Genomic DNA, 21,377 nt, shown 5'->3' with positions numbered 1-21,377 from the left:
GGCGGCTTCGGCGGCCTGGGAGCCGGCGTATTCGCCTTCGGACTGCATCATCCGGGTGAAGCCGGTGGGCGCGATGCCCACCGGGAGGCGGGAGGGCCCGCCCAGGATGTCGGTGCTGAGGTCGATGCTGGAGACGTCCCGCAGGACCCCGGGCCGGAACTCGATGTCCAGGAACGCCTGGCGGGCGCGGCGGAGGGAGATTTCGGCCTCGGCGGCGCCGTCGGTGTAGTCGAAGGGCGCCTGGGGTGTGCGGCGTTTGGCCATGTCCCGCAGGTCCCAGATGGTGCTGGCCCGGCGGAGCCTGGCGGCCCGGCTGAACTCCGGCTTCTTGAACTGCATCAGGGGCGCAAGGTCGGCGTATTTGGGCACCCGGCGCTTCAATGCGGCAGGAGCGTCCGAGACGGTTGTGGGCGGGGCTGAGCCCCCGCTCGGGGTGGCCTCGTGCACGACGGTGGCCGGTGGACTGGCGGGCTGGATGGTTTGCGTCATTGCTTTGTCTCCGGGCTGGTCGTCGACTGGTGTGGTTGGACCACACTCTAGGTGATGTGGTCCGACCACAGCAAGTACTATTGACCCATGCGTACGCACCAGCTTGTCCTGCAGTGGATAGAGAACCAGTTCTCCAGTGGTCAGCTGGCGCTAGGAGCTCGCCTGCCGGCAGAGCGGACCTTGGCTGAACAGCTCGGAGTTTCTCGCACCTCGGTCCGTGAAGCCATCCGAATCCTGGAAGCCATGGGTGTTGTCCGGGCTGGGGTGGGATCGGGGCCTGAGGCGGGCACTGTGGTGATTGCCGAACCAGCCGCCGCCCTCGGGTCGGCTTTGCGATTGCACATTGCCACCTCACACCTTCCTGTGGCGGATATTGTGCAGACGCGCGTGCTGCTCGAATCGTGGGCGGCTGCCCGCGCCCGGACCGGCTCGCCTGCTCTCACGGAGGCCGCCAGGATCCTCGACCGGATGGACGCCGGGCTTGATCCCGAAGCGTTCATGGAGCTCGATGTCAGCTTTCACCTGGCCCTGGCCGAGGCTGCCGGTAATGCGGTTGTGACTGCCATGATGGGTTCGCTGCGCGAATCTATCCGGAACTACGCAGGCGGGCTCACGGCCAACCTCTCCGATTGGCCGGCTACCGCGGCACGGCTCCATGTCGAGCACGGTGAGATCCTCGCAGCCATCAATGGTCACGACGGAGGCAAGGCCGCGGAGCTCGTCGCGGCCCATATCGAGGGATATTACAACGAGGCCGGACTGGGACTCTCGGGCGGAGCCTTGATCTAGGGCCTCGAATCTGTAGGGCGTGCGCCCGGCGGCGCAGAGCGCTGCATTCGCCGGTGCGCTAGTCCCCCAATCATCCGGGCCCGCTCGACGCGCGAGTGGCAACGGCTATTGCCGACTTTGTCATGGACCCGCGGGTGGCAAGTCTTAGTTGGCCAGTTTCCGGTCGGAAGGGCCCTCCTAATGGCTCCGTCCTGTGCGGAACTGCGTCCTGCCGACCGGGCGCCGGCCGCATGTTCCATGTCCGGCTGCGGAGAGTGGTGCGGTGAGGTGGGTATTCCCGGCTCCGACATCTCAAAATCAACTACGGAAAATTGTATACAGTAGTCAAAAGACGGGATATGGTGATGTGCATCACGCGGCCTGGCTGGCCGCCCCGTTGCCCCGACCCACTGAAGGATACGCAATGACGCGCACTACCCGATTCAGGGCCCTGACACTCTCCCTGGCCGCCTTGACACTCGTGGCCTTGGCCGGCTGCTCCGAAGGCGCCGCATCGGTGTCCAGTGTCCAGCAGCCTGCCATCGACACGACTGCGGTGAAGGCTGTGATCGACAAGGCGAAGGCGGCGCCTTCATTTACCGCTCCCGGTCCGGCCTTCGACGCCTCCAAGGCCAAGGGGAAAGTAGTGGCCAACATTAGTTTGAACAGCACCGTCCCGTTCAACCAGATAGTTGACGCCGCGATGGAAGAGGCCGGCAACGCTGCTGGCGTTAAGGTTGTCCAGTTTACGAACCAGGGTCAGGTGCCACAGTGGATCCAGGGAATGGACAGCGCCATCGCCCAAAAAGTCGACGCGATTGTGCTTGAGGGCTCGCCGGACCCGAAACTGCTCGGACCCCAGATTGCCGCGGCGAAGGCGGCCGGGATTCCCGTCATCAGCACCCACCTTTACGACGAGTCGTATATCGGCGCGGCGAAGAAGGACCTGACCGATGTGACCGCCTTCGTGGACGCCCACCACTATTCCGCGGGCACGTTGATGGCGGACTACGCGATCGCGCAGTCCGGCGGACATGTGAACGCCTATTTTGTCGTCTCCAATGAAGTCCAGCCCAGCGCGGGAATCGCGTCCGCGTTCAGCGACGAGCTCAAGGCACGTTGCCCCGACACCTGCTCCGCCAAGATTGTGAACATCCCGATCTCAAAGTGGGCCACAGACGTCCCCACCCAGGTCCAGGCTGCACTACTCAGTGACCCGTCGATAAATTATGTTGTCCCGGTCTTCGACGGCATGACTCCACTCCTTGTCACAGGCATCACCCAGGCAGGCAAGACGGACAGCGTCAAGATCGTTGCCTACAACGGAACAGCTTCGGTGCTCAGCATGATCCAGGCGAAGAACCTGGTTGCGGCCGAGATCGGAGAGCCCCTCGAGTGGCTCGGATGGGCCAACATGGACCAGGTCCTTCGTGTCCTCACCGGCACAGCCCCGCTTGCCAGTGAAAAAACGCCTCTGCGGCTCTTCGACGCAACAAACGTCAATGACACGGGCACGCCCGCTAACCAGAAGGACGGCTACGGGGACCCAGAGAAGTTCAAGGACGGATACAAAACCCTCTGGGGCCTGAAGTAATGTCCGCCGTCCTCCAAATCCGAAATCTCGCCAAAACCTTCGGCGGAGTCAAAGCACTCCAGGGGGTCGACCTCACAGTCAATGCTGGAGAAATCCACGGGCTCCTGGGCCAAAACGGTTCAGGCAAGTCCACACTCATCAAAGTCCTCGCGGGATTCCACGAACCGGACGCCGGCGGCAGCCTGATGGTGAACGGAAGCGAGGTCAGGCTTCCACTGGCCCCAGGTGACTACAAGGCGCTCGGGATGAGATTCGTCCATCAGGATCTGGGCCTGATTCCCAGCCTGAGCGTGTTGGAAAACCTGTTCCTCGACGAGATCTCCACAGGGCATGCCGCGGCCATCCGATGGAAGTCCTGGCGACGGCAGGCCGATGAACTGTTCCGCAAATACAACGTCCAGCTGGACGCGTCGGCGACGGTCGGTTCGCTCCGGCCTGTCGAACGGGCGCTGCTGGCAATTGTCCGGGCGGTCTCCGGGGCGCCCCGCAACGGTCTTCTGATCCTCGATGAACCCACGGTGTACTTGCCCCAGGACGACACCGAGATGCTCTTTGACCTCACCCGTAGCGTTGCCGCCGGCGGGGCCGGGGTGCTATTTGTCTCCCACGACCTCGACGAGGTGAAACGCCTTACCAACCGTTTCACGGTGTTCCGTGACGGCCGCGTTGTTGGCAGCGGCGAGACGGACCAGACCAGCCGCGAAGAGATAGTCAACCTGATCGTGGGCCACAAGCTCCAAGCCGTGTCTCACCGCAGCGCCGCCCAGATCGAGGCAACGAAGCCCGTCGCGGTCGTGGACAGGCTCAGCGGAGGCCTCGTTGCAGACGCTTCCTTCTCGGTTCACGCGGGAGAAATTCTCGGGGTGACCGGTTTGTCGGGATCCGGCTTCGAGGATCTTCCCTACATCCTGTTCGGTGCGACCAAAGCCGAGACGGGCACGCTGGCCCTGAACGGATCAGTGGTGCGTTTGCGGGGCCAGAACCCGACCACTGCCTTCCGTTCGGGAATGGCCCTCGTTCCGGCCGACCGACCACGCGACGGGGCGATTCTCTCCCTCTCGGTCTTGGACAACGTCAGCATGCAGACCATGGACCGCTTCCAGAAGGGACCTGTCCTGCGCCGCTCCCGCATGCGCGATGAGGCCAAGAAAGTCCTTTCAGCCTTCCAAGTGCGGCCCAACGATCCGACACTGCCGTGTTCAAGCCTTTCCGGTGGAAACCAGCAGAAGGTCCTCATGGCCAAATGGCTGCAGACCAGACCATCACTGCTGATGGTCCACGAACCGACACAGGGCGTCGACGTCGGCGCCCGCGAAGAAATCTTCAGCGTATTGCGGTCAGCGACCGCGGAAGGAATGGCTGTGCTATGCGCGAGCAGCGATCACGAACAACTAGCGTTGATCTGCGACCGAGTCCTGGTATTCAGGCAGGGACGGATCGTGGCGGAATTGACCGGGAACCAAGTGAGCAAGGAAGAGATCTCGGAGCAGTCGTACGCAGTGAGCCAGAACGTCCACGCGGGGGCCGCCTCGTGACGCTACTCAAGGGCACCGGACTCAAGGACACCGAGCTCAACGGCACCAAGGATACCGAGCTCAACGGCACCGGGCCCAAGGCCCCTAAGCTCAAGGGCGCGGGCCGGCTCAGCCTGGTCCAGCGAGTCGCGCTGCCGGGGGCGTGGCTGCTTCTGATCATAGGCTTCGGCATCGCCAACCCGCATGTGTTCCTGACCCCTGCAACATTCCAAACCATGTTCGGCTCGCAGGCCGTTCTCCTCGTCTTGACTCTGGCCCTGATCGTTCCCCTTACCGCCGGCGACTACGACCTGTCGGTGGGGGCGGTGCTCACTCTGTCGGCGATGATGATCGCCATCTTGAACGTCCAGTACGGCTGGCCCATCTGGGCGGCCATCATCGCTGCTCTTGCGATGGGCCTGGTGGTTGGCTTCCTCAACGGCATCATCATGGTCTACTTCGGCATTGAATCGCTGATCGTCACGCTGGGAATGGGTACCCTCCTAGGCGGAATCACGCTCGGTGTCAGCAACTCCGCCACCATTTCGGGGATCTCCCACACGCTCGTGGAGTGGGTCATCGTGAAACGCTTTGCCGGGATCTCATTGGCGTTCTTTTACGCCATCGGCTTGTGCGCACTGCTGTGGTGGATCATGGAATACACCTCCATCGGACGCCGTCTGCTCTTCGTTGGACGGGGGCGGAACGTCTCCAAACTTAGCGGCGTCCGCGTCGGCCGTGTCCGTGTTGGCGCCCTGATGGGGTCCTCCACCCTGGCGGCCGTCGCCGGAGTGCTCTACGCCGGGACCTCGGGGGGCGCCGACCCGACCTCGGGGACGAATCTCCTGCTTCCCGCATTCGCCGCAGCTTTCCTGGGTGCGACAAGCATCATGCCAGGCCGGTTCAACCCGTGGGGAACCGCGATTGCGGTGTACTTCCTGGTCACCGGCATCACTGGGCTGCAGCTGATGGGGATCCAGTCCTACGTCCAACAGCTCTTCTACGGTGGTGCACTGCTTGTCGCAGTCGCTTTGTCCCAGCTTTCCCGGCGCCGCGTTCCATTGGACAACGGATGATCCGCGCGATCGAAGCCACCGAAGATCTGCTCACTGTTCTTGACGCCGAGCCTTCACCAGACTGTGTGGAGGACATGATCGCCGTCCAGACGCTAGCACTGGGCAGCAAGGCCCTCGTCGTCGTCACGCTGACCCGGCCGGCGCAGCACAATGCCCTGAACCTCGCCGGCTGGCGGCGTCTAGCCAGAGTCTTCAACAGCCTTCGCGATGACTCCACTGTCAGGGTCGTCATCGTGCGGGGCGCCGGCGGGCGGGCCTTCGGCGCTGGAGCCGACATTTCGGAGTTCCCGGCAAAGCGCCTCGGGAGCGCTGCGGCGGACCAGTACAACGCCGCCATAGCCTCTGCCCTGCAGGCGATCCAGTCCGTCCCCTTCCCCGTGATCGCGATGATCGAGGGCCTGGCGGTCGGCGGCGGATGCGAACTCGCAACCGCCTGTGACGTCCGTCTGGCCAGCACCGGATCTCGCTTCGGTATTCCAATCGGCAGGCTCGGCGTGACATTGGGTCTCACCGAGACCCGCGCCGTAGCCGGCCTCATCGGGGCCGCCAACCTCAAATACCTCGTCTACAGCGGCGCCCTGGCCACGGCAGACCAAGCCCTTGCCTGGGGACTTGTTCAAAAGGTCGTCGAGGCCGGGGAACTCCGCGCCGAAACGGCCCGGCTGGCCCGGAACATTGCCGAAAGCTCAGAGATCACGGTCCGTGCGACCAAACAGGTCACGGCCTTGGCCGCCGACCCGGCCGTGACGGACGGGCATGAGCTGATCCGCGAACTCCACGCCCAGGCATACGACGGCGATGACCTGCGTGAAGGCGTTGACGCATTCCTCATCGGCCGAACCCCGCAATTCACTGACGGAAGGACCCCCGCTCATGGCCGCTCTTGACGGATTGAAAGTCATCGACCTCACCCGCTATCTTTCGGGCCCCACATTGACGATGCTCTTGGCCGATCTTGGGGCGGATGTCATCAAGATCGAGACACTGCCGACCGGCGACCCGGCTCGCCAGTCCGGACCGTTCCACGGGGAGGAAAGCGTCTACTATCTGGCGTCAAACCGGAACAAACGGTCGTTCGCCGTCGATCTGAGGCAACCGGAGGGCCGGGACCTGCTGCTGGGGCTCATCGATGACGCCGACGTCTTCGTGCAGAACTTCCGCCCGGGCACGGCAGAGTCGATGGGGTTGGGCGCCGACGTGCTGCGAGCCCGCAATCCTCGGCTGATCTACGTCAATATCAGCGGATTCGGCACGCAGCCGCCGGGGGACGCGCTTCCGGGGTTCGACCAGACCGCCCAGGCGATGTCCGGCTTGATGAGTGTGACTGGGACGCAGGAGACAGGACCGCTGCGCGTCGGGATTGCCATCAGCGACTCAGCCACGGGCGTCTTTGCCGCTGTCGGCGTCCTGGCGGCCCTGCATGAGCGCGACCGCACGGGCCGGGGCTCCCTCGTCGAATCCTCCCTGATGGAGTCCACGCTGACACTGATGTCGTACCAGGCCCAGAAGTACCTCAGCTTGGGAGTCGTCCCGGGCCAGGACGGGAACGATCACCCGATCATGTTCCCGCAGGGAACGTTCAAGACCCGTGACGCGTCAGTGACCCTGGCCTCGGGGAACGAGAAGATGTGGCGGCGGCTTTGTGCGGTGTTGAATTTGGAGGAACTGGCCGAGGATGCCAGATTTGCCGACAACGCAGGACGCATGGCCAACCGCGCAGAGCTGCGCCTTCTCATCGAGGCTGCACTCTCCGTCAGGGGGGCGGAGGAATGGATTCCGCTAATCAACGACGCGGGCATCCCCTGCGGACGCGTGCTTGACCTGGAACAGGCCCTCAATCACCCGATTACCGAGGCCCTGGGCATGGTGCAAACCGTGGAACACCCGGAGCTGGGTACCATGAAGGTGCTCGGCCAGGCTGTCAAGGTCCAAGGCAGTGAAAACGGTTGGCTGCGCCGCCCCGCACCGAGGCTCGGCGAACACACGCTGGAAATCGCGGCGGAACTCGGTGTCACGACGTCGGAGATCACCCGGCTGATGGACGCCGGCATCATTACCGCTCCGAACTACTTTCCGGACCCGGACAGAGTCAATGCCTGACTACGAAACCCTACGCGCCGATCAGGAGACATCATGAGTGCTGAAGCAACGGCCGCCGACTCATCCAAAGTCCTTATTCCGACTATGGCTGACGCTGTCGTCCAGCGGTTGAGGGCGCTGATCGTCTCCGGCAAATTCCGCCCGGGGGACCGGCTCGTTGAGGAACGGCTGGCGGAGATGTTCGGCGTCAGCCGGCCGCCGCTACGGGAAGCCTTGCGGATTCTCCAGCGCGATGGGCTGGTCCAGAGTCTTCCCCGGCGGGGCTTCATCGTCATACCGATCACGGCCGAGGACATCAGGGAGATATATTCCCTCCGCTTTGCCCTGGAACGCATGGCGGTGGAACTGGGAATGCCGGTCCAGGACCAGTCGCGGCTGCAACCGATGCGCGATGCCCTGGAGGACATGCGTGTCGCGGCCGAAGAGGGGAACGATGAAGCGGTGGTTGAGGCCAACAGCCGCTTCCACCTGGCACTGGTTTCACTACCGGGCCACAAACGGCTCATCAACACCTATGAAGGGCTCCGCCTCCAGCTCGAACTCTGCATGGGATACAACCTGAAGTTCCGAGAGCAGCTGTTCGGTGACCGCAAGGACGTGCATCCTCGCCATGCCCAGCTGCTCGAAAGCATCGAAAAGGGCGACAAGGAAGCCGTCCTCTACGAGATCGCCCATCACGGCAACCGGTCATTCCTCGACAACCTCGATGATCTGATCGGCCCCGTAAGGTGACCACGGCATCTGGGACCTTGCGCGGGCTCGCCGGACAGGTGCGGTGCGGCCAGCTGGCCGGAGATGCCCTGGTCCGGCACGCGGCGGACCAGATCGAAGTCCGCAACGGCCAGCTGAACGCCTTGATCAGCCACCGAGCGCCCCGGGCCGTGGCAGAAGCAGGTACACAAGATTGGAAGGACCGCCCGCTAGCCGGCGTCCCGTTCACCGTCAAAGACATGATCGCGACGTCGGAGCTGCCGACCACCTGCGGGTCCAAGACGCTTGAAGGCTGGCGCGCCGGAGTCGACGCAACTGCCGTGGCCAGAATGCGTGCAGCCGGAGCCATCCTGATGGGCAAATCGAATTGCCCGGAGTTTGCCTTCGGCGTGGACACGAACAATGAGCTGGTTGGCAGGACATTCAACCCGCTCGGGGCTTGGACTCCGGGCGGATCAAGCGGGGGTGAAGCCGCCGCCATTGCCGCCGGGATGTCCCTTGTGGGGCTCGGGAGCGACTACGGCGGTTCCCTCCGCTGGCCGGCCCAATGCGCCGGTCTGGTCGGATTGCGTCCTACCGTCGGGCGCGTCCCCAGATCGGGGGAGCAGCCGACGCTGCCGGGCGAGGACCCGCTGGCAGTGGAGGTTTCCTCCTTCCAAGACGCCGTTCAGGTCATCGGCCCACTGGCCCGATGCGTGGATGACATTCACACGGTGCTGTCCGTGATCCGCGGGTCGGACGGCATCGATGCGATCGCGGTCGACGAACCACTGGCGGACTACCGTGATCTGCACCCACGGGACATTGAAGTCCGGTGGGGGACAGGGATCGGGAACGTTCCGGTCGACGTCGAAGTCGTCCAAACCGTCCTGTCCGCCGTCAGCCTGCTCAGGGCCTCCGGAACGCGAGCCCGTGAGGGCCTTCCCCGGGCAGTCGGAGACGGCCTGCAGATCTATGACCGGCTCCGTGCGGCGGACGCCATGAGCACGATTGCGGCCCTCAGCACCACGCACCCGGGCCTCATCGGTGTCCCGGTTGAGAAAATGCTCGGGAACCGGACCGAACCGAGCCGGGCCGAACGGGCCGAAATGTGGGAAGACCGGAACCGGATCATCTTCAGGCTTCGTCGCTGGCTCACCGGCGAGCGGGCCCTCGTTCTGCCGGTGAGCGTTGACATTCCGCGGGATCTGCACGGGAATGTCGGAAACTTTCACTTGTTGACCCCCAGCCGGGCCATTAGCCTTTTCGGCTTCCCGTCCCTGTCCGTGCCCGTCGGCACGGCCAGCTCGGGGGCACCCATCTCCGTTCAGATCGTCGCGCCCCCCTTCAGGGAAGACGTCGCGCTGGCGCTCGGCGCGGCGCTCGAACAGGCCGTGGCCCTGGCGCCAATCACAACTTTGAGGAACGGGTTTCCGGATGCGAACTGACGTGCATGTCTGCCAGATGCGAACCCCCGCCGATGTGTCCGAGATCGTCCGGCTCTTTGATACCGGCGCGATCGATCCAGCCGACATCGTCGCTGTCGTGGGCAAGAGCGAGGGCACAGGCCTGGGCAGGGACGTCGGGCGGGAGACGGCCGATCTGGCCATCCGGTCCCTCCTCGCCGAGCGCACCGGATGCAGCTCGGACGATATTGCAGACCGGGTCTGCATCGTGCTCTCCGGCGGCAGCCCCGGCGTGATCACTCCCCATGTTGCCCTCTTCACCCGGACCACCGACCACACGCCGAAACCGTCGAACGGCGGTCCGCGCCTCGTCGTCGGGCTGGCCCACTCCGAGGAGATCCACCCCGAGGAAGTCGGGCGGATGGGCCAGATCTCCAAGGTTCGCGCTGCGGTCAACGCGGCCATGAAGGATGCCGGGCTGACGGACCCGTCAGACGTCCACCTAGTGCTGGTCAAGGCGCCCTCCCTGACTGCCGAGTCGATCGCGGATGCGAATCTGCGCGGCCATGAAACCGTCACCAGGGATGTCTCCATCGGACCGGAGGGCGCCATCTGTTACTCCAACGACGGGTCCGCGCTCGGCGTCGCCCTCGCCCTCGGCGAGGCAAGCGACGAACGGGTGCACGATTCGATGGTCCGCAGGGACTGGTCGGTGTACTCAGACGTCGCCATGACCTCCTCCGGGGGCGAGAAAACCCACGCCGAGATCCTGTTGCTGGGCAACTCAACCGACTCCTCAAGCCCACTGCGGATCGGCCACCGGTCCATGCGAACCATCATCGACGCATCCGCCGTCAGCGGTGCCCTCGAATCCGCAGGTGCCGGACCCGCCGTCGACGTCGGCGAAACGTCGAAAACGGTTGTCTACGCCCTGGCAAAGATGATCATGCCGGAGACTGCCGAGCTGGATGGCCAACGCATCACCATGCTCGACGACCAGGCCGGATACCACGTTGCGAAGGCAATGGGCGGCTTTCTGCTTGCATCGCTGACGGGCCACACCACGGTCTTCGTCAGCGGCGGTGAACGGAATTCCCATCAGGGCCCTCCCAACGGCAACCCGCTGGCCGTCATTGTCAGGGCCTCGGAAACGTAGCGGAACCGCAGCCTCATCGGACCAGAGCCGGGAGGTCAGCGATGCTGCCGCGCCATGTGCTCCACGCTCAACCGCGGCACTCTTGCGACGAAGTTCATCATCCAATTCGGTTAGCAGCCGGATTGCGCTTCCAGCCTACGAATTGGGCCATCCGGTCCGGAGGAGTCCACATGAACACGCCGGAAATCGCTGGCACCCCGCAACCCACTTGCTACCTGAAAATGCGAACAGGCGCTGTCCGACCCGCCCGGGCCGACGGCTTCGTTGCCGACTGGGCGGCCCTCCGTCGCGGAGAGCGAGTCCAGGTGTACCGGGATGCTGAAATGCTAACCGCGGGAACTGTGGACGCAACGATGCCCGACGGCACAGGGGTGTGGCTCATTCAGGACAAAGGACTCGGCCGGCGGATCTATCACCGGTTCGAGGGCCTCCGGATCGCGAAGCCTCGCTATCCCAACTCGCGGCCGGACGCCCCGGCCCGCTGATGCGGGCCACCGTCCCGAAGCCGACCACGGCCGCGCAGCTCGCCGCGTTCATCACATTCCTGCTCAGCGACGACGGCACCAACATCAACGGTGCCATCCTCGCCTCTGACGGCGGCTAGTCCGCGCTGTAGGTCAGCGGCTTTAGACGCAGGCGAACGACGGCGGGAGGTCCCGCCGTCGTTCGTTTGCGGTGCAGAGTTCACACCCGACGTGCCTCGCCCATGATCGTCCGTCACAGCCGTCGCGGAAATGGGTCTCCCAAATACCGACCTGTAGGCAGGTTTCCCGTAGGAAGGGACCGCTCCGAGGAACCCCGGCGTTCGTGTTAGCTGCCGCCGGGAGGTCCTGTTCCTACGGTGCCGACCGCCGTAGGCTATGGGCATCCACCCCATCGAGGAGGCACTCATGCGCACGGCAACACCCAAGAAGCAGGCCGACCAGATCCGCCATCTTTCAGAGAACCTCATCTCTCAGCTCACCGAGGGGAGGGAGTGGGCCACTCCCGGGGTCGAGGCGGCATTGAAAAGAGCGGTGGCCGGGCTCGATGCCGGGATTGAAGCCGCGTCTCCGAGGATCCAGACCAGTCTACGGCGGCTCGCTGACGAGCTCGCCGGTGGTGTGGAAACTCTGGCTCCCCGTGTTCAGGAGGGCCTGCATCGGGTTGCACCGAAGGTTGTCACGGCACCCGCCCGGGCCAAGTCGCGGCGGACGGCGTCCGGGAAGGCCTGGGTGATTGCCGGAGTGGCGGCCGTCGCGGTGACCGCGGGAGTCGCGGTGTGGCTCGCTTTTCGGCGTGCGGATAACGAGCCGGTGCGGTCCGCGGATGCGCAGCGTACCAGCGGCGTGGACCCCGACCTGCGCGCCACCTCCACAGAGGACCAGACATGAGGGATCCGGGCGGCATAGGCGGAGGGGGAACCATGCAGTCCAAGGGGACATGGCAAATTGCAGTGGGCTTGATATTCCTGGCGGCCACGGTATTCGTCCTGCCGATGCCGCTGTTCGAGGTGTTCTCGGGCATCGCAGGGCAGGGTGCGGTGACGCTGTTCGTCCTGGGAGTCTGCCTTCTGACAGTTGGTCTTGGGCTTGTCGCGGTAGGGCTGCACAAACGATCCCGGAACCTGCGAACGGCCCGCACCTACGACACCAGGGAGCCGTCCGCGTCCGACGAGGACAGGCCCGTCAATCCTCATGCGCTGCCAAATACTTACGGCGCCCTTCCCCCACCGGGTTAGCTCCAAGACCGTCGACTCGTCCAGGGATGGTGGGCCGCAGGGTTATGTGCTGCGAGGTCCGCGGCGCGGGAGCGTCCGACGGCGGCAGGTCCCGCCGTCGTCCGTTTTGTGTGAAACTGCCGCTATTCGCCGGCGGGCTGGAACAACTCGACCACGTTCCCGGACGGATCCTCCAGCAGGATCTGCTGTCCGCCCGGGCCGGTGACAATGTCGTTCCGGAACGTGACGCCCGCGCCGCGCAGCCGCTCCACCTCTGCGGCTATATCGCCCACGATGACGTGAATGCGGTTCCATCCTCCCGGCGCGGGCACCGTGCCGTCCGGCATGGGACGGCCCGCCGAGCTGCTCGGCCCGCTCAGGAGGAGCCGCAACCGGCCGCGGGTGACGTCGGCGAACGCCGGTGCGGCGTTCATCCTGACGGTGAACCCGAGATGCGTTGTATAGAAGTCGACCGCCGCAGCGACGTCGGCCACCATGTACCGGACGCTGACCAGTTCCGTGAGGTCGTTGGGCATTGCTAGCTCCTTTCCGAACTCGTTTGGGAGAATTCAATTTCGTAAAGCAGGAACTGAATCCGTGTAGTCAGTTCGTCTGCCGTGCGAACAAACGCCGGATAACTGTCCTGGTCGGCTGTTTCGGCCGCCGGATCAGGGATGCTCCAATGCACCACTGCCGGTGCCCCCGGGAAGCCCGGGCACACTTCGCGTACGCGGTCGCAAAGGCTGATCACATAGTCGAACCGCTGCTCGGCGAACTCACTCAGATGCTTGGTGCGCGCGCCGCTAATGTCCATGCAACGCTCAGCCATCACGCGTACGGCCTTGGGGTGCAGGTCTTTGGGGTGACTGCCGGCGCTGGCCGCTTCTATCCGGGAACCGCCCAGGCGCCCCAGGATTGCCTCGGCCATCTGGGAGCGGGCGCTGTTGCCCGTGCAGAGGAACAGCACCCGGACCGGTGACTGCGCGGGCGGCTGACGCGGCGGTCGGCCAAGAGCGCCCCCTGGCGGTGTCAGCTCAGCCGGGACCAGCCGCAGGCCGGGGTGAAGCGCCGCACCGGCCGCGGCAAGCCGTTCGCGATACAAAGCCAGGTTGAGGCTGCAGTACGTGTCACGTCCGTCGGCCGAGCTGCGCCGCATGGTCACCAGCCCGGCGGCGCGCAGCTGGCCGAGATGGTACGACGTCAGGCTCTGTCTCTGGCCCACCAGCGCCGTTAGCTCGCGGACCTGCCGGTCGCTGCGTGCCAGTTCGCCCAGCAACTGCCACCGCACGGGGTGTCCGGCCAGGCGGAGGAATCCCGATGCCGCCGCCTGAGCCTGCGTGGATGTGGTGTGGCTCACGCCACAATTATATCAATTCAGTTAGATCGATCCAAGCAGTTTGATCGTTCGAGGACCTTGGGGCATGTCATCTTTCGGATTGTCTCGTGCTGGAGTCCGCTCAACGCCGCGAGCTCGTAGTCATCCAGCACTCCAAGCTGGCGAGCGGCAGCCAGGAGCTTCACGCGCCGTCCCTCGAGCACAGCCTTGGACTTCGCAAGCTCAGCCAGCTCTGACTTCAGTTCGCCAATCACCGCCAGATGCTGCTCCGCCGGCACACCGGACGGGAACAGATCCTCGGACGACAAACCGATGGTCCGGACCGTCCAGCGGGACAGTTCTGCGGCGCCCGCCAGGAGGGTGGCCTTCATCCCGTCACAGAGCGCCTGGGCGATCTGCTGGTTCAGGCGCACGGACAGGGCGCGCACGCTGCTCGCGTTGAAGGAGATCCGCTGCCGCTCCTGCCGGAGCAGCCTCCGGATCCTTTCGGCCTGGACAGCAGCCGTGTCAGGCTTTTGCCTGCCCCGGTATCGGTAGCCACCGCCGTCGCCCCGCGAAGGGCGCACGGCCGACGTCGACGGAGCCTCCCTGCGGTCCAGGCGCTGAACGGCCAAGAGCTCTCCTTCGGATTCAGGTTGGTTGGTGCGGGAGCTACCCCCGGGAACGGCCGCGCCGCACGCGGCAAGCCTACGTAGAAGGCTAGACAGAACGGCCCGGCCGCGGAAATACCAATAGTGCGTGGAGTCATAACCGGAACGTGTGCCCCGAAGGGGCCCTTGGCGCGGCCCTGCGGCGGCCACGGAACAGAAAGCACGCGACAGCGGAGGGGGAGCGCGCCAAACTGTCGAATCACTCCGCCCGTCAGCCATAAGAGACGCTTATCCGTCCACGCACTTTAGGTCTTATCCATACCCGCCAGAATTCCCTAGGGTCGAAGGAAATGAGTACCGCTCCCTGCTGAATCCCTAGGACGAGACCATGTCTGAATTTGAACCTGCAACGCGGGTGTCCCGCATCAAGTCCTCCGCCAGCGTGGCCGCCGCGGCCCGTGTGCGTGAGCTGAAGGCAGAAGGGCGCCGCATCCTGGACCTGACTGTCGGTGAGCCGGACTTCGACACCCCGGAACACATCAAGGCGGCAGCCGTTAGGGCGATCCGTCGGGGCGAGACCAAGTACACCTCAGTCACTGGAACCCCTGCCCTGCAGCAGGCAATCCTGCAGACCCTCGAGTTGCGTACGGGCCTGCACTACACTCCTGCCGAGATCACCATCGGCGGAGGGGCCAAGCAGGTGATTTTCACGGCGTTCATGGCCTCCCTGGACGCCGGCGATGAGGTGGTGGTCCCCGCCCCCTACTGGGTCTCCTACCCGGACATGGTGCTCGCGAACGAGGGCACCCCAGTCGTGGTCCCCTGCGGCGAGGAAACGGGATTCAAGCTCTCGCCGGATGCCCTGGCCGGAGCCCTCAACGGGCGGACCAAATGGGTCATCCTGAACTCGCCGTCGAACCCCACGGGCGCGGTCTACTCCCGGGCGGAACTTCGCGCCCTCGCGGACGTCCTGGCCGGCTTCCCGCACGTCTTCGTCCTCACGGACGAGATCTACGACCAGATCCACTTCGGCGACGGCCGGCTCTCGAGCCTGGCGGAAGTGGCCCCCGAACTGAAGGACCGCATCCTCGCCGTCAACGGCGTGTCCAAGGCCTACGCCATGACCGGCTGGCGGCTGGGCTACGCCGCCGGGCCCGCCCCGCTGATCGCCGCGATCAACAAACTCCAGTCGCAGATCTCCTCCTGCCCGTCCTCGGTCAGCCAGGCAGCCGGCGTCGCCGCCCTCACCGGCGACCAGGGCTTCGTGCGGGACAGCCTCGAGATCTACCGCAGCCGGCGCGACACAGCGGTGGCCGCGCTGAACGCCGTCGACGGCCTGTCATGCACGACGCCGGAAGGCGCCTTCTACGCCTACGTCAACTGCGCGGGGGTCATCGGGAAGACCACGCCCGAGGGGCAGGCCATCGGCAACGACGAGGATTTCACCCTCTACCTACTCGAGGCGGCCTCCGTGGCCGTCATCCAGGGATCGGCCTACGGGCTGGGTCCGTACTTCCGCATCTCCTATGCCACCAGCCTCGACATCATCGAAGAATCCATCGCCGCCATCGACAAGGCCGTCCAGGCCCTCAACTGATCCGCACCCACTGAAGGAAAAAGCCGTGATCCATGTAAAAACCACCATCGACCGCCCCGACGCTGACGCCGTCAGCCGGCTGGCCAAGTTCTCGTCAGCCACCATCCACGAGGCCCAGGGCCGCAAGGGGGCCCTGAGCTCCCGGATCAAACCGATCGACCGGGCCATGTCCTTCTGCGGCCCCGCCGTGACCGTCCGCTGCGCCCCCAGGGACAACCTCATGCTGCAGGTGGCCATCCACTACGCGGCGGCCGGGGATGTCATCCTGGCAGCGGCAGGCGAATTCGAGGAAGCCGGCACCTTCGGCGACGTCCTCGGCAACGCGATGAAGGCCAAAGGCCTGGCTGGCCTCGTTACCGACTCGGGTGTCCGCGACACCCAGGACCTCATCGAACTCGGCTTGCCCGTCTTCTCCGGCAGCATCTCCATCAAGGGCACCGTGAAGGAAACCATCGGCCCCATCAACCACCCGGTGGTCTTCGGCGACGAAATCGTCTACCCCGGCGACGTCCTCCGCGGCGACGCGGACGGCGTTGTGGTGGTCCGGAAGGACGAGATCGAGGAAGTCATCCGTCTCTCGCAGGAACGTGAAGACGCCGAACGCGAACTCATCAGCCTTTACAGGGCCGGCGGAACCACCATCGACCTGTGCAACCTCACCGACGTCCTGAAGTCCAAGGGTCTGCTGGTCGAACAGGCCTAGTAAGTCGGGTCCCAGCAAGACAGACCTGGCAGCGCCTACTGCGCCGCCGACAACGCCGCCGCGCGGGAAGTCCCGCGCGGCGGCGTTGGCATGCGCGGAAGGCTCGCGCGAAGCTGGGCCCGGACGCGCGAAAAGGGAGGGGCGATGTCCTGCGGGACATCGCCCCTCCCTTTGGCAGCGGTCCTACCGGGCCGGAAGCTGATGGGTAGGCGGACCGACGATGGCATTCTCCAGGTACCAGACTGTCGAGTTACCGCCCGTGGCCGGCATGATGCTGCCCTCGAAGACGAAGACAGGTTCCACCGAGCGGTCCGCCGGGCGCCAAAAACCATTGGCCGGGCAGTGGAAGCCGGTTTTCGCCATCAACCCCAGACTTCCGTCAGAAATTCTTCGTAGAGTGTTGATCTTTTTCACGGAACGCTCCAATTCGGTCTTCATAAAAGTAGCTGCCGCAATTTCCCCGGCCTTTCTCCAATATTAGAATCCCGGGCAGCTGAGTACTAAGACGAATGATGAGTGACCTAATAAGCGGACGCTATGGGCGCGCTACCGTGCATATTTGTCACTGAGCATTTCCTGGAGCATTTCCTTCAGTACCAGGAGAACCGCAGACGCGGCCTCGGAAAGCGGGTCATGGTCCGGGGTGCACAGTGCGATCTTGCACTGCAGCGCGGGATCCACGATCCGCAAGACATGGAAGTCTTCCTCATGGAACAAGGCATCCGCGGCTGACTTGGGCATGATCGTAGCGCCCAGGTCGGCCCGCAGGAGCCGGGCCAAGGACGGCACCGACTCCACTTCACCGACCAGCTGGAGGGTGAGCCCTTTGCTGTCAAAACCGGCCTCGACAACCTGGCGCAGCGTGTGGATTTTCTCGGGCAGGAAAAGCCCAAACCGGGCGACTTCCTCCAACGTAATTTCGCCATTGCCTGGCGCCACATCAGATCTGCTGGCATTGACCACAAAGTGCAGGTCCTCGACGATCATCGTAGTGAACTGGACGCCGCGGATCGGACCTGGCTCGTAAATGAGGGCCATGTCCAGCCGGCCGTTCTTGATCGCTTCGCTCAGTACGCCGCCGTAGATTTCCGTGACGTGCAGGACGATGTCCGGGTACCTGCGGCCCACCTCGCCGATGATCCTCGGTGTCAGGCTCGACGCCATGCTGTACGGCGCAATGGCAATGGAGACACGCCCGGACGGGGCGGCCCCGGATTTGGCGACGTCCTGCCGGGCCTGTTCCACCAGTCGCAGGATCGACTGTGCGTGCCGGTACAGGGTGTGTCCTGCGGCCGTGGGCTTGACGCCCTGCTTGCTGCGGATCAGCAGGCGCTGCTTGAGATCGGTTTCCAGCGCCGAAACCTGCTGGCTCAGGGCCGGCTGGGCCACATGCAGCGCCGCCGCGGCCTTGGTGATGCTGCCCGAATCCACGATCTGGACGAAGTACGCAAGCTTCCGGGTGTCCATGGCCGCCTTCTCTCTTTGCGGCGTCCTGGACCCGGAAAGGTCATAGGCGGATGCAGTGGAGGGATACGCAATAGGTCTTTGTGTGATCCACATCGCTGACACTAGGTTGAACCCAGGACGCTATTTCACTAATCGTACATTCTACCTCCTCCGCTGACATGCAATTTCGTAATGACGTCAGACGCATTTCGCATAGGAGGGGTGTTTACAGAAACGGACGGTTTCTTTTACATTTCCGAAATATGAGGTCCATAGCTTGAATGCAATCGCAATCCCGCGACGGCAAACCGAAGCCTGATTTTGAGAACGAGGTGACAAATGAGAGCAGCATTCAAGGAATCCGCCCGCCTGACCAACAACGGAACGGCCCCTTCGGCCGCCGCCTCACGTTGCTGCGGGCTCCTGCAGGCGCTGAACGGCGGGCCGGTCATAACCGGCGCCTATCCCGTGACATGGATTACGTCTTTGTGTGAGCCAAGTCGCGATGCCAGACTTTTTGACAGCAGCCCGGCATCCCGGGCCACCGGACCGCAGGCCTCACACCGGGCCGGTTCCCGGCACCCACTTCACTACCGGAAGCTGACCTTTGCGCCTCGCGGCGCAACGCGGCAGCCAACACCCCAGGAAGGCTCACATGGGACCCACAGTTGATCTCGTTGCAGATCTCGGCGAAGGCTTTGGCGCCTATTCTTTGGGCGACGACGCGGCCTTGCTCGAAGTGGTTTCCAGCGCCAACATCGCCTGCGGATTCCATGCCGGAGACCCGGACATCATGAACGCGACCGTCGCCGAATGTGTGCGGCGCGGTGTCAGTATCGGGGCGCACCCGAGCTTCCCCGACCTCCGGGGCTTCGGCCGGCGCGCCATGGACCTCACCGCGGACGAGGTCCGCAACGACGTCCTCTACCAGTTCGGCGCCCTGAGCGCCTTCGCCGCCTATCACGGCACCGGCGTCGCCCACATTGCACCGCACGGACGCCTCGGCAACCTCGTGGCCACCCGGGCCGACTACGCCGAGGCCGTGGCCGACGCCGCCTTCCGGATCGACCCGGACCTGATCGTCCTGGCCCAGGACGGCGCGCTGGCCGACGCCGCCGCCGGACGGCAGCTCCCGGTCGCCGTCGTGGGCATCGCGGACCGCGCCTACGAGGCAGACGGCACCCTGGTGCCGCGTGGCCGCCCCGGCGCCGTCATCCATGACCCCTCGGCCATCGTGGACCGAACCATCCGCATGGTGTGCGAAGGGATAATAGAAACTGTCGCGGGAACGGACCTGCCGATCACCGCCGACACCATCCTTCTGCACGGGGACACACCCGGCGCTGTGCACCTGGCCCGTCAGGTCCGCGCCGAACTCGAAAACGCCGGGGTGAGCATCGCCCCGCTCGCCCAGGTGTTGGCCGCCAAAGGGAAGGCTGCCTGACATGGCCGCCACGTCAACGCCAACTCCGGTGGAGGTCTTCGAATCCGGAGACGCCGCCCTGCGCGTCGTCGCTTCCTCCCCGGACCGGGAGGCCAACTGGACCACCGTGCATTCCCTCGCCGCATGGCTTGAGGCTGCAGGCGCCGACGGCGTCCACGGTGCCGTGCCGACGTACGACTCGCTGCTGGTGGAATTCGATCCCGGCGTCACTTCCGCGCGCCAGGTCCGCGCCTTTGTCCTCCTGGGCATGCGCCAGCTCGACTTCATCAGCGCGCCGGGCCGGGCTCCGCGGGAGTTCAATGTCCCCGTTGTCTACGGCGGGGAGTACGGCCCGGACCTGGAACGCGTTGCCGAGCACGAGCAGCTCTCCATCCAGGAGATCATCGGGCTGCACACGGCCAAGTCCTACGTCATCCGCTGCCTCGGGGCCCCCGCCGGTTCTCCCATGATGGACGGCCCCGATTTTCCGCTCCCGGTCCCGCGGCTGAAGGACCCCCGCTTGTCCGTTCCGGCCGGTGCAGTCGCCGTCGCGGGCCGCCAGGCAGTCATTGCCCCGGCCGCGGCACCCGGCGGATGGTGCGTCATCGGCCAGACGCCGCTGGCAGTCCTCGACGTCGCCAGCGAACCGCTGGTTCCCTACGTCCCCGGCGACCTGCTGCGGTTCCACCAGATCCAGCCCAAAGAGTTCGCGGACTACGCCGGCCGGAAACTGGGGGCGACGCGATGAGCGGCTCCCTGATCATCCAGCAGCCCGGCCACTCCGTGGTCACCGACTTGGGGCGCTTCCGGGGACCCCGGTTCGGACTGCCCGTGAACGGTGCACTCGACCAGTTCTCCGCACGCGCAGCGAACATCCTCACCGCCAACGCGGACAATGCGCCGCTGCTGGAGATCACCGCACTGGATTTCCGCATGCGGGCCACCACGGACATTCTCATCGCCGTCACCGGAGCACCCCTACGGCTCACGGTGGGCGGACTCGAATGCCCGCAGTGGGAACCGGTGTCCGTCCGTGCCGGGGAAACAGTGGCGCTGCGCCAAATCACCGGCGGACTCAGGTCCTACCTCGCTGTCCACGGCTCGGTGGAGGCGCCGGTCCTGCTCGGCAGCTGCGCCCCTGACACGGTGGTCGGATTCGGCCTGCGGCTGGCGGAAGGCACTGAGCTCAAGACGTCGCGAAGCGTCGAGCCGATCCGGCAGCCGTACTTCGACCTGCCGCTGTTCCGGCTGGGACTCACCCGGCCGCAGTTCAGCAGCCAGGCGGTAGTGGAGGTCACGGACGGGCCCGATGTGGACGAATTCGGCGACACCGCTGAACTGCTCTTCACCACCGAATACACCGTCAGCGCCCGGAGCAACCACATCGGCCTGCGCCTGGGCGGCGCCCTTCCCGAACGCCAGTCGAGCGCGGAAGTGCTCTCGCGCGGCGTCCCGGTCGGAGCGATCGAGGTGCCGTCCCGCGAGGAGCTCCTGGTGCTGCACCGCGGCCGCGGAGTCACCGCCGGCTACCCCGTCCTGGCAGTGGTCACCACCCGCTCGCTAGATGTGCTGGCCCAAGCCCGGCCTGGCCACACCATAACCTTCCGCAGGACTACCGTCCCCGACGCTACGGCGAAACACCGGGCGGCCTTGCGGGATCTGGAGAACCTCCGTTCCACAGTCAGTACCGTCTTCGCCCTCCTTGGCATCGGCAGCCAGCCCGGCTGGCCACAGCTCGCCCCGGCATCGGGCAGCTAGCCACCCTCGCATCTGATTCGAAGCCTTGTTAC

The 21,377-nt window shown here is 65.0% G+C and carries 22 protein-coding genes; 16 read left to right on the top strand and 6 right to left on the bottom strand.

Annotation, left to right across the window (positions count from 1 at the left end; all coding sequences use genetic code 11):
- The coding region (locus tag C560_RS0113835; protein ID WP_026538661.1) for an alpha-hydroxy acid oxidase at window positions 1-489 on the bottom strand (489 nt) is incomplete at its 3' end.
- Window positions 490-576: 87 nt separating this feature from the next.
- Between C560_RS0113835 and C560_RS0113830 the strand changes: the two genes are divergently transcribed.
- The 11 genes from C560_RS0113830 (at window position 577) to C560_RS0113770 (ending at window position 12,513) form a co-directional block, all read left to right on the top strand.
- The gene (locus C560_RS0113830) at window positions 577-1,278 is read left to right on the top strand and encodes a FadR/GntR family transcriptional regulator (RefSeq protein ID WP_026538660.1); all 702 of its coding nucleotides are present in this window, start codon (window positions 577-579) and stop codon (window positions 1,276-1,278) included.
- A 403-nt stretch (window positions 1,279-1,681) separates the two neighbouring features.
- Window positions 1,682-2,851, top strand: coding sequence for a sugar ABC transporter substrate-binding protein (locus C560_RS21930; protein ID WP_051533182.1), 1,170 nt, complete (start codon window positions 1,682-1,684; stop codon window positions 2,849-2,851).
- Window positions 2,851-4,386 carry a sugar ABC transporter ATP-binding protein gene (locus C560_RS0113820; protein WP_026538659.1) on the top strand — a complete coding sequence of 512 codons (1,536 nt, stop codon included), beginning with the start codon at window positions 2,851-2,853 and terminating at the stop codon, window positions 4,384-4,386. The genes C560_RS21930 and C560_RS0113820 overlap by 1 nt, the downstream gene beginning before the upstream one ends.
- Window positions 4,383-5,441, top strand: a complete 1,059-nt coding sequence (locus C560_RS21925; protein WP_197026164.1) for an ABC transporter permease — start codon at window positions 4,383-4,385, stop codon at window positions 5,439-5,441. The genes C560_RS0113820 and C560_RS21925 overlap by 4 nt, the downstream gene beginning before the upstream one ends.
- A complete protein-coding gene (locus tag C560_RS0113810) occupies window positions 5,438-6,328 on the top strand; it encodes an enoyl-CoA hydratase/isomerase family protein (protein ID WP_026538658.1) in 891 nt (296 codons plus the stop codon). Before C560_RS21925 ends, C560_RS0113810 begins: the two co-directional genes overlap by 4 nt.
- Window positions 6,315-7,541, top strand: a complete 1,227-nt coding sequence (locus tag C560_RS21920) for a CaiB/BaiF CoA transferase family protein (protein ID WP_051533181.1) — start codon at window positions 6,315-6,317, stop codon at window positions 7,539-7,541. Before C560_RS0113810 ends, C560_RS21920 begins: the two co-directional genes overlap by 14 nt.
- Before the next feature lie 33 nt (window positions 7,542-7,574).
- On the top strand, window positions 7,575-8,273 hold the full coding sequence (locus C560_RS21915; protein ID WP_051533180.1) for a GntR family transcriptional regulator: 699 nt from the start codon (window positions 7,575-7,577) through the stop codon (window positions 8,271-8,273).
- Window positions 8,270-9,679 (top strand): amidase, encoded by a 1,410-nt coding sequence (locus tag C560_RS21910; protein WP_081801719.1) that lies wholly within the window; start codon window positions 8,270-8,272, stop codon window positions 9,677-9,679. The genes C560_RS21915 and C560_RS21910 overlap by 4 nt, the downstream gene beginning before the upstream one ends.
- Window positions 9,669-10,793 carry a ring-opening amidohydrolase gene (locus C560_RS0113790; RefSeq protein WP_026538657.1) on the top strand — a complete coding sequence of 375 codons (1,125 nt, stop codon included), beginning with the start codon at window positions 9,669-9,671 and terminating at the stop codon, window positions 10,791-10,793. The genes C560_RS21910 and C560_RS0113790 overlap by 11 nt, the downstream gene beginning before the upstream one ends.
- An 890-nt stretch (window positions 10,794-11,683) precedes the next feature.
- Entirely contained in the window at window positions 11,684-12,166 is a 483-nt protein-coding gene (locus tag C560_RS0113775) for a hypothetical protein (RefSeq protein WP_231494352.1), read from the top strand.
- A gap of 32 nt (window positions 12,167-12,198) precedes the next feature.
- A complete protein-coding gene (locus C560_RS0113770) occupies window positions 12,199-12,513 on the top strand; it encodes a hypothetical protein (protein ID WP_026538655.1) in 315 nt (104 codons plus the stop codon).
- Window positions 12,514-12,635: 122 nt separating this feature from the next.
- On the opposite strand, the gene C560_RS0113765 is transcribed toward C560_RS0113770, so the two are convergent.
- The 3 genes from C560_RS0113765 to C560_RS21900 are packed head-to-tail and all read right to left on the bottom strand — an operon-like array spanning window position 12,636 to window position 14,442.
- Window positions 12,636-13,028 (bottom strand): VOC family protein, encoded by a 393-nt coding sequence (locus C560_RS0113765; protein ID WP_026538654.1) that lies wholly within the window; start codon window positions 13,026-13,028, stop codon window positions 12,636-12,638.
- 2 nt (window positions 13,029-13,030) lie between these two features.
- Window positions 13,031-13,849 (bottom strand): arsenate reductase/protein-tyrosine-phosphatase family protein, encoded by an 819-nt coding sequence (locus C560_RS0113760; protein ID WP_051533177.1) that lies wholly within the window; start codon window positions 13,847-13,849, stop codon window positions 13,031-13,033.
- A 17-nt stretch (window positions 13,850-13,866) separates the two neighbouring features.
- Window positions 13,867-14,442: a hypothetical protein gene (locus C560_RS21900; protein ID WP_231494351.1), complete on the bottom strand. Its 576-nt coding sequence runs from the start codon at window positions 14,440-14,442 to the stop codon at window positions 13,867-13,869.
- 364 nt (window positions 14,443-14,806) lie between these two features.
- Here C560_RS21900 and C560_RS0113750 point away from each other — a divergent pair, with 364 nt between their 5' ends.
- The gene (locus C560_RS0113750) at window positions 14,807-16,015 is read left to right on the top strand and encodes an aspartate transaminase (protein ID WP_026538652.1); all 1,209 of its coding nucleotides are present in this window, start codon (window positions 14,807-14,809) and stop codon (window positions 16,013-16,015) included.
- A gap of 25 nt (window positions 16,016-16,040) precedes the next feature.
- Window positions 16,041-16,718 carry a 4-carboxy-4-hydroxy-2-oxoadipate aldolase/oxaloacetate decarboxylase gene (locus C560_RS0113745; RefSeq protein ID WP_026538651.1) on the top strand — a complete coding sequence of 226 codons (678 nt, stop codon included), beginning with the start codon at window positions 16,041-16,043 and terminating at the stop codon, window positions 16,716-16,718.
- Between the two features lie 183 nt (window positions 16,719-16,901).
- Here C560_RS0113745 and C560_RS0113740 read toward each other — a convergent pair whose 3' ends face one another.
- Together C560_RS0113740 and nac are read right to left on the bottom strand one after the other, a co-directional pair.
- Window positions 16,902-17,132 (bottom strand): hypothetical protein, encoded by a 231-nt coding sequence (locus C560_RS0113740; protein ID WP_026538650.1) that lies wholly within the window; start codon window positions 17,130-17,132, stop codon window positions 16,902-16,904.
- 132 nt (window positions 17,133-17,264) lie between these two features.
- Window positions 17,265-18,185 (bottom strand): nitrogen assimilation transcriptional regulator NAC, encoded by a 921-nt coding sequence (gene nac / locus C560_RS0113735; RefSeq protein WP_026538649.1) that lies wholly within the window; start codon window positions 18,183-18,185, stop codon window positions 17,265-17,267.
- 634 nt (window positions 18,186-18,819) lie between these two features.
- On the opposite strand from nac, the gene C560_RS0113730 reads away from it, so the two are divergent.
- Genes C560_RS0113730 through C560_RS0113720 form a run of 3 tightly spaced genes read left to right on the top strand, consistent with a single transcriptional unit; the run spans window position 18,820 to window position 21,345 of the window.
- Complete coding sequence (locus C560_RS0113730) at window positions 18,820-19,608, top strand: LamB/YcsF family protein (RefSeq protein WP_026538648.1); 789 nt, start codon at window positions 18,820-18,822, stop codon at window positions 19,606-19,608.
- A 1-nt stretch (window position 19,609) separates the two neighbouring features.
- Window positions 19,610-20,335, top strand: coding sequence for a 5-oxoprolinase subunit B family protein (locus tag C560_RS0113725; protein ID WP_026538647.1), 726 nt, complete (start codon window positions 19,610-19,612; stop codon window positions 20,333-20,335).
- The gene (locus C560_RS0113720) at window positions 20,332-21,345 is read left to right on the top strand and encodes a biotin-dependent carboxyltransferase family protein (protein WP_026538646.1); all 1,014 of its coding nucleotides are present in this window, start codon (window positions 20,332-20,334) and stop codon (window positions 21,343-21,345) included. The genes C560_RS0113725 and C560_RS0113720 overlap by 4 nt, the downstream gene beginning before the upstream one ends.
- The last annotated feature ends 32 nt before the right edge of the window (window positions 21,346-21,377 follow it).

The sequence above is a fragment of the Arthrobacter sp. 9MFCol3.1 genome, from assembly GCF_000620385.1.
Lineage (GTDB): Bacteria > Actinomycetota > Actinomycetes > Actinomycetales > Micrococcaceae > Arthrobacter.
This window is presented reverse-complemented; position numbering and strand designations above follow the sequence as displayed.